The organism is Methylobacterium sp. GC_Met_2 (assembly GCF_026540795.1).
Classification (GTDB): Bacteria; Pseudomonadota; Alphaproteobacteria; order Rhizobiales; family Beijerinckiaceae; genus Methylobacterium.
In genome coordinates, this window is sequence record NZ_JALNUM010000184.1 from 1 (window position 1) to 7,834 (window position 7,834).

Consider the following 7,834-nt stretch of genomic DNA (forward strand, 5'->3'; position numbering starts at 1 on the left):
GGGCGAGGGGCAGTTGGTCCTCCCCACCGCTCGCCGCCGTCGAAGAGCAGCTGATTGGTTGCCCTTCGCATGTCCAGCCCGATCACACAGGCCGCGCAGTCAGCGACACCCTGGGAGCCTCCGCTCCCGGGGTGTTTCTTTATCGTGGAGCAAGGCGCCGTCGAGCCTATCGCTCGGCGGGCAGTTTGATCCGGTCTGTGCTCCAGCGCACCGTCCAAAACATCCGATCGCACATAGCCTTGTCGTGGGCTGCAGTGCCCCCTCGGCAGCCCGATCCAGCGGCGCAGTGACCCTTCGGGTTGCTGCGCCGTTGTCGTTCGAACCGACGCTCTCAGCGACACGGCGCAGGGGGCCGCCGGGAGTCCGGCGAGGCCTGCGGCCCGTGTTCAGGTCACGACGAAACCGTGCGCGAAGGGATCGCGGTCGTCGATGAAGATCGTGTTGATGCCGGTCTGCCGCGCCCAGCCGGCGATCGAGGGGACGATGGCGGAACGGTCCGCCACTGTGGCCGCCGCTTCGACCCGCCCCTTGAACAGCGAACCGATGATCGACTCGTGCACGAAATCGTCGCCCACGGCGAGTTTCCCCTTGGCGGTGAGCTGCGCCATCCGCGCGGAGGTTCCCGTCCCGCAGGGGCTACGGTCGATTGCCCTGTCGCCGTAGAAGACGGCGTTGCGGCCATGGGCCTGCGGATCCCGGGGGGCGCCCGTCCAGAGGATGTGGCTCAGGCCGCGGATCTCCGGGTGCTCCGGATGCACGAACGTGTACTTGGCGTTGAGGGCGGCGCGCAGCTTCGGAGACCATCCGACCAGCTGTCCGGCCGTGTGGTCGGCAAGATCCCGGAAGTTCCGCTGCGGCTCGACGATTGCGTAGAAGTTGCCGCCATAGGCGACATCGACCACGATCTCGCCGAGCCCCTCCACCTCGGCGGTCAGCCCTTCGGCGAACAGGAAGCCCGGTACGTTGGTCAGGCGGACTTCCTCCACGAAGCGCCCCTCCTGGCGGTAGGTGATCTCCACCTTGCCCGCGGGAGTATCGAGGGACAGGCGGCCGGTCAGGCGGGGCGTGACCAGCCCGTTCTCGATCGCCATGGTCACGGTGCCGATCGTTCCGTGGCCACACATCGGCAGGCAGCCCGACGTCTCGATGAACAGGACGGCGACGTCGCAATCGGCCCGGGTCGGCGGGTAGAGGATCGAGCCCGACATCAGGTCGTGTCCGCGGGGCTCGAACATCAGGCCGGTGCGCACCCAGTCGTAGGCGCGCAGGAAGTGGGCGCGCCGCTCCAGCATCGTCGCCCCGTCGAGGCGCGGGCCGCCCCCCGTCACGAGGCGAACCGGGTTCCCGCAGGTATGCCCGTCGAGGCAGGAGAACGTGTGGTTGGCCATGGGCGAGTCTCGGTCAGAAGCGGCGTGGCGAGAACGGGGCGATGTCGATGGGGGGTGATCGGCCGGTCAGCAGGTCGGCCACGAGACGGGCCGTGCCCGCCGATTGGGTAAGCCCGAGATGACCGTGGCCGAAGGCGTAGACAACGCGGGGTGTCGCCCGCGCCGGGCCGATGACCGGCAGGCTGTCGGGCAGGGAGGGGCGGAACCCCATCCACGGGCGCCCGCCTTCGGGTTTCAGGCCGGGCAGGAAGGTACGCGCCTTGGCCAGCATCGCCCCGGCCCGGCGGAAATTCGGCGGTCGCTCCAACCCGCCGAACTCGACCGCGCCACCGACGCGGATGCCGTCCGTCAGGCGGGTAACGACGAAGCCATGACCGCCAAAGGTGATCTGGGTGCGCAGGTCCAGGGCGCCGGCGGGCAGGGTGGTGTTGTAGCCGCGCTCGGTCTCGAGGGGGATCCGCTCGCCCAGCGTCCGGGTGATGCGATGCGAGAAGGCACCCGCCGCGAGCACGACCGAGGTGGCCCGGTGCGGCCCGGTCTCGGTCTCGATGACGACCGCCTCGCCCTCGGGGCGCAGCCCGGTCACCGCGGCCCGCGCGATCGTCCCGCCGCCCGCCCGCAGCCGGTCGGCGAGGGCGACGGTGTAGTCCTTCGGGTCGGAGATCGCGTGCCAGTCCGGCGTGAAGGTGCCACGGACGAACCGCGGGGCGATGCCGGGCTGAAGCGCGGCCATCTCTTCCGATTTCAGGTGATCGAACGCGATGCCGTGCCGGGCCCGCGCTTCCCAGCCCGGAAGCGAGGCTGCGAACTCGGCCTCGCTTTCGTAGACTTGGAGATTGCCCTCCCGGCGCAGCATCGCGGCCGTGCCGCTCAAGGCGAGGAACGGCTCGAGCTCTGCCTTCGAGAGATTCATCAGGGCGGTTTGGGCTTCCGTCGAGGCCGCGACACGCCCTGGCGCGCAGGCCCGGCCGAAGCGGAGCATCCACGGCAGGAGGCGAGGCGCGTAGGCCGGCGGCACGCTCAGCGGGCCGAGCGGGTCCACGAGCCAGCCCGGCGCCTTGCGCAGGATGCCGGGCGAGGCCAGGGGCAGGATGTCGGAGAAGGCGAAGGCGCCGGCATTGCCGGCCGAGGCGCCGGCTGCCGGTCCCTCCCGGTCCAACACCATCACCGGAAGCCCCCGCGCCTGGAGCGCCAGCCCGGCCGAGAGGCCGATGACCCCCGCGCCGATCACAACGACGCTCCCATCCTGTGACGCCATGCCCATCTCAGTAGGCCGTCGCGAGAAAGGCGCGGGTCTCCGGCTCCCGCGGCGCGCCGAACAGCGCGTCCGGCGGAGCGATCGCAGCCATCACCGCCCGGTGGAAGAAGGCGACCCGATCGGACACCTCCCGGGCGAACTTCATCTCGTGAGTGACGCAGATCATCGTCATCCCCTGGGAGGCGAGCATCCGCAGCGTGTCGAGCACTTCCCCGACCAGCATCGGGTCGAGGGCCGAGGTCGCCTCATCGAACAGCATGTATGCCGGCGACATCGCCAGGGCGCGGGCGATGGCCATGCGCTGCTGCTGGCCGCCCGACAACCGGGTCGGGTAGACAGTGAGCTTGTCGGCAAGCCCAAGGACCTTGCGCGGCGCCAGCATCACGTTCTCCAGCACCGTGTTATGCGGAAACGCATTCCACTGCTGGAACACGATACCGATCTTGGAGCGCAGGGCGTCGAGATTGGTGTCCTTGCCGTGAACATTGATGCCGTCGACCACGATCCGGCCGGACGCGATCGGCTCCAGTCCGTTGATGCAGGTGAGGAGGGTCGACTTGCCCGATCCCGAGCCGCCGATGATCGTCACGACCTCACCCTTGTGGACGGTGAGGTCGATCCCCTTCAGGACCTCCAGGGAACCGAAGGATTTGCGGACGTTCTGAATTTCGATCATCGGGGAGACCAGCGCTTTTCGAGGAGGCCGCCGAGCCGGGCGATGGGGAAGGATAGGACGAAGTAGATCCCGCCGCAGATCATCAGGATCAGCATTGGCTCCTGGAGGCGGGTGACCAGGATCTGCGAGGCGCCCAGCAATTCGATCAGGCCGAGCCACAGGACCAGGGCGGAATCCTTCCTCACGTTGAGGGATTTTGCGAGATCATTACAATAATCGATATCAAATCTGATTGGCTTGTTTTACGAATTGCGCGAATTCATCGGCTTTAAATCGATAACAAATGCGCATCGCAGTTTGCCGGAGGCAATAATGTCATCAAGTTTGTCGGCCTGAGCTGGGATAACGAGCAATGCAGTGGCCAGCAGGGTCGGAATGAGGGAACTTAATCTTGTGTCATCTCCCGTGTCACTTCAAGCTCGCTCGCTCGGCCGTATCGTGTTGTGTCCCCTCATAGAACAAAAATACATAAAGTGTGCAACGACAGTTTTATCAACCTGAAGTTCTGATTTTTCCTTCGCAGACACCTTGTTCGAGATGCGGTTGCTCAAACGAGGCTCGAACTCATGACCGACGGTGCCATCTTCACAACCGAAGCCTTGGCCCGGCGAATCGGGGCGATCTTCCGGGCTTGCGGACTGAATGCCGTTCAGGCGGAGGCCATCGCGGGCGTCATCGCTACGGCGGAGCGGGACGCCTGCAAATCCCACGGGCTCTACCGAATCGAGGGCGTGCTGCGCACGCTGCGCGCCGGAAAGGTAAGCGGGGATGCGCTGCCGGAGGTCTGTGCGGATGACGGTACGGCGATCGTCAGGGTCGATGCCCGCGGGGGCTTGTCCAATCCCGCCTTCGCGTTGGGTCTACCGCTCCTGGCCGAGCGGGCTCGCGCCTGGGGCCTTGCCGCGCTGGTGATCAACGACTGTACGCATTTCGCGGTTCTGTCGCCCGAGGTCGAGGCGGTGGCGGCCTGCGGCCTGGCCGGTCTCGCGCTGTGCCCGAGCTATGCCAGCGTGGCTCCGGCCGGGGGGGCACGGCGCTGCTCGGCACGAATCCCCTAGCGTTCGGATGGCCGCGCCCTGGCGGCCTGCCCTACGTGTTCGATTTCGCCACGTCCGTCGCGGCCCGGGGGGAGATCGAGCTCCGGCGGCGCGCGGGCGAGACGCTGCCGGAGGGATGGGCGCACGACGCCGCCGGCGCGCCGACCACGGTGCCGGAGGAGGCCCTCGCCGGGGCGATGCTGCCCTTCGGCGGGCACAAGGGTTCGGCGATCAGCACCATGATCGAAGTGCTCGCCGGGATCATGATCGGCGACCTCATCAGTCCCGAGACTCTGGCGCATCTTGGCACGACGGCCCTCTCGCCCAGGCATGGCGCGCAGATTCTGGCCTTCTCGCCCGATGCGTTTGCCGAGCATCGGTCGGGGGATCCGTTCACCCGGGCCGAACGCCTTTTCGAGGCCATCCTCGACGAGGGGGCGCTCTTGCCCTCCGAGCGCCGCTTGCGGGCGCGCGCCGAGGCCGAACGCACCGGCATCGTTGTGAGCGGCACCGAAGTCGCGCTCCTCGAACGACTCCCGGCCGATGCCGGTGAGCGGGGGATTGAGGCGTATGGACGAAAACAGCCGCCGCTCCCCATGACGCGACGGCTGCGGCCTTGGCACGTCTTCCGGCACCGAAAGCGGGCACCCGTTCGGCGGACGACACGCTTGGGTCCGAAGGTCGGGATGTTCGGGGGGCTAGGCGGCCGTCTCCCGGCTCCAGGCCGAGTACCAAACCTCGAACAGGCGCAACTGCGCCTCGACGTAGCCGCGCTGGCTCTCGCTGAGCGTATCGGTCTCGTTGAAGTGGAGGCGGTACTCCGCGTGACCCTTCAGCACCATCATGTGCTTGAAGTAGAGGACGAGGTCCGGCCCCTCGTCGAACGAGGACAGGACCGCGAGCGCCGCTTCGAGCTCGAGCGCCCGTCGGCGGGCCGTCACGTCACCTTGGGCCGCCGCCTCGGCGAGGGCGCAGAGGTGCAGCACCTCCCGCGGCAGGACGTTGCCGATGCCGGTGATGGCGCCCGTCGCGCCGCAATTGACGTAGCCGTGGAACACCGCCGTATCGACGCCGATCATCAGCGACACGTCGTCGTCGCGGCTGGTGATCGTCTCCGCGGCATAGCGCAGGTCCGCAGGTCCGCCGAACTCCTTGAACCCGACGAGGTTCGGATGGTCCGCGCGCAACGCGAAGAACAGGTCCGCCCGGGTGGCGAAGCCGTAATACGGGCTGTTGTAGATCACCGCCGGCAGGCCCGGCGCCGCGGCGAGGATCGCCTTGAAGTGAGCCTGCTGCGCCGCGGGCGAGGAGCCGCGCGACAGAACCCGCGGGCTCACCATCAGCCCTTTGGCACCGACCGTCTCGGCATGGGCGGCGTGGGCGACGGCCACGGCCGTGTTGACCGCGCCGGTGCCGACGATGACGGGCACGCCCGACGCGGCGAGGCGCGCCACGCCTTCCATGCGCTGATCGTCGGTCAGAAGGGGCCAATCGCCCATCGAGCCGCAATAGACCACCGCCGACATGCCGGCGGCGATGAGGCTCTGGCCCATGCGGACGAGGGCGTCGAAGTCGGGGCTGCGATCCGCCTTGCAGGGGGTCATCAGCGCAGGGATCACGCCGGAAAAGATCGGGGCCTTCATCGCGAACTCCAAGAGCCGGTCACTCGGAAGAAGCGTGAGCGCGAGGGCCCCGCCGACCGGAGAGGCCACCTATGCCATCTTGCATTTTATTTGTCGACAAGAAACGCGGGGCGGTTTCACAGTACGATGCTGGTATCCCCCGCGCGCGTCAGCAGCGTCTGCACCTGCTGGGCGATCTGCTCCGCATGGGCCTTGGCCAGTCGGTCGGCGGCCTCGATGTCCCGGTCGGCGATGGCCTGGATCAGCTCCTCGTGCTCAACGACGAGATGCATCGGCAACTGGTCGTCATAGGACTCGTAGTAGAGGCGCAGGATGCGCCGCCCTTCGCCGAGCAGGCGCTTTGACAGGCCGGTGAAGTACGGATTCCGGGCCGCCTCGGCGATGGCAATGTGAAACGCGGCGTTGATGGCGATCATCGCAAGGGCGTCCTGCGACTGCACCGCCGTGGCATAATCGGCCTGCACGGCACGGATCCCGCGCAAGTCGGCCGGACGGTGATGCTGTGCGGCAAGCCGGGTCGTCACCCGGTACATCAGAGACAGCGCGTCGAAGTAATTGCGCAGGTTGAGGAAATCGATCTGCGCAACCATGGTGGAGCGGTTCGGCAGAGTGCTGACGAGGCCCTCTTCGGCAAGCCGCACCAACGCCTCACGGATCGGGGTGCGCGACATGCTGAACCGCTCACCGAGCTGCACCTCGTCGATGGGGCTGCCCGGCGCGAGCTTGAGGTTCAGGATCTCGTCGCGCAGCAGGTCGTAGACGATCTTCGCCCCCGCGCCGCGCTTGCGCTCGGGAATGGCGATAGAATCGTCGGTCATGCGGGTCCCCGGCACACGTCGCGGTACGAGCGATGCGCAACCTTGTGCGGCTGGGAAGCGAAACCTTCAACCACGGGGCGCCGATAGAGCTCCGAGCGTGTATGAATCCCGATCCGCCGATGGTTCACGCAGGGTCCGACGCGACTGCTGCATGTCGGGGGCCTCGTGATGACGGGCTACTGCGCCGCCGCCCGTTCCGCGGCGACCCTGCGCCGGGGCTGCGCGCTCCGGGCTTCCGATCCCAGGTGGCGCCGCAGCGTGAGCGCGAGCGCGTTCGAACGCCAGGGCCGGTGCGCGACATCGACGATCGGGATTGCCGAGAGAACTTCCGGTCGCACCGTGTCGGTGGCCGAGAGCGAGAGCACGATGGGACGGTCCACGATCCGCGCGGCGCGACGGGCGAACGCGAGACCGAGGGAACCTGCCGGCTGGTTCTCGACGATCAGCAGGTCGAAGCGCCCCGGCTCCGCCCGTAAAGCGGTCAGCGCCGCGTCCGGGTCGGTGTAGCCGATCGGCTCGTAACCCAGGGCCGCGAGGATCTCCTCATCATCCTGCAGAGCGGAGCGGGCGGCCCCGACGATCATCACGGTGCCGCCGGCGGCAGAGACGCCAGGCTCGGCTTCGGGGAGTGCGGGCAGCCACACCGCGAACGTGCTGCCGACGCCCGGCGCACTCCGGACGTCGAACGCGCCGGCCTGTTCCTGGACGAACTCGAAGGCTGTGGCGAGCCCGAGGCCGGTCCCGGCCGGACGGGTGGTGAAGAACGGCTCGAAGATCCGGGCGCGCGTGGCCTCGTCCATCCCGCGCCCCGTATCGGACACCCGGATGCACACGTAAGCGCCGGACGGCAGCTCGCCGTGGGAGAGAACCCGCCGCCCCGGTAATCGGAGGCGTTCGAGCTGCACGTCGACCGCTGCGCCCGGCTCGGAGGCCTGGATGGCGTTGCGGATCAGGTTGTGGATCACCTGCTGCAGCTGCGCCGGCTCGCCGTCGACGATCGCGCCGTCGGCGGTC

Annotated in this window: 6 protein-coding genes and 3 pseudogenes; 1 reads left to right on the forward strand and 8 read right to left on the reverse strand. The window is 68.0% G+C overall.

Annotation, left to right across the window (positions count from 1 at the left end):
* Window positions 1-386: 386 nt before the first annotated feature.
* The 5 genes and pseudogenes from OXS49_RS31870 to OXS49_RS31890 all read right to left on the reverse strand — a co-directional run.
* The gene (locus OXS49_RS31870; protein ID WP_267428552.1) at window positions 387-1,388 is read right to left on the reverse strand and encodes a 4-hydroxyproline epimerase; all 1,002 of its coding nucleotides are present in this window, start codon (window positions 1,386-1,388) and stop codon (window positions 387-389) included.
* A 13-nt stretch (window positions 1,389-1,401) separates the two neighbouring features.
* Window positions 1,402-2,646: an FAD-dependent oxidoreductase gene (locus OXS49_RS31875; protein WP_267428553.1), complete on the reverse strand. Its 1,245-nt coding sequence runs from the start codon at window positions 2,644-2,646 to the stop codon at window positions 1,402-1,404.
* Window positions 2,647-2,653: 7 nt separating this feature from the next.
* Window positions 2,654-3,322, reverse strand: a complete 669-nt coding sequence (locus OXS49_RS31880) for an amino acid ABC transporter ATP-binding protein (RefSeq protein ID WP_267428554.1) — start codon at window positions 3,320-3,322, stop codon at window positions 2,654-2,656.
* Window positions 3,319-3,516, reverse strand: a pseudogene (locus OXS49_RS31885) (amino acid ABC transporter permease); the annotation flags it as partial. The gene OXS49_RS31880 and the pseudogene OXS49_RS31885, both read right to left, overlap by 4 nt.
* Window positions 3,505-3,699 (reverse strand): annotated as a pseudogene (locus tag OXS49_RS31890) (amino acid ABC transporter substrate-binding protein); the annotation flags it as partial. The pseudogenes OXS49_RS31885 and OXS49_RS31890, both read right to left, overlap by 12 nt.
* Before the next feature lie 189 nt (window positions 3,700-3,888).
* On the opposite strand from OXS49_RS31890, the pseudogene OXS49_RS31895 reads away from it, so the two are divergent.
* Window positions 3,889-4,928: pseudogene (locus tag OXS49_RS31895) on the forward strand (Ldh family oxidoreductase); the annotation flags it as partial.
* Window positions 4,929-5,057: 129 nt separating this feature from the next.
* Here OXS49_RS31895 and OXS49_RS31900 read toward each other — a convergent pair.
* The 3 genes from OXS49_RS31900 to OXS49_RS31910 all read right to left on the reverse strand — a co-directional run.
* Window positions 5,058-6,002, reverse strand: coding sequence for a dihydrodipicolinate synthase family protein (locus OXS49_RS31900; protein ID WP_267428555.1), 945 nt, complete (start codon window positions 6,000-6,002; stop codon window positions 5,058-5,060).
* A 116-nt stretch (window positions 6,003-6,118) separates the two neighbouring features.
* Entirely contained in the window at window positions 6,119-6,820 is a 702-nt protein-coding gene (locus tag OXS49_RS31905) for a GntR family transcriptional regulator (RefSeq protein WP_244005863.1), read from the reverse strand.
* A 176-nt stretch (window positions 6,821-6,996) separates the two neighbouring features.
* Window positions 6,997-7,834, reverse strand: an 838-nt coding sequence (locus OXS49_RS31910; RefSeq protein WP_267428556.1) for an ATP-binding protein, incomplete at its 5' end; no start/stop codon positions are given.

Coding starts and splice junctions, on each gene's coding strand:
- OXS49_RS31900 (WP_267428555.1), bottom strand. CDS start 6,002: ATGAAGGCCCCGATCTTTTCCGGCGTGATCCCTGCGCTGATGACCCCC.
- OXS49_RS31875 (WP_267428553.1), bottom strand. CDS start 2,646: ATGGCGTCACAGGATGGGAGCGTCGTTGTGATCGGCGCGGGGGTCATC.
- OXS49_RS31870 (WP_267428552.1), bottom strand. CDS start 1,388: ATGGCCAACCACACGTTCTCCTGCCTCGACGGGCATACCTGCGGGAAC.
- OXS49_RS31905 (WP_244005863.1), bottom strand. CDS start 6,820: ATGACCGACGATTCTATCGCCATTCCCGAGCGCAAGCGCGGCGCGGGG.
- OXS49_RS31880 (WP_267428554.1), bottom strand. CDS start 3,322: ATGATCGAAATTCAGAACGTCCGCAAATCCTTCGGTTCCCTGGAGGTC.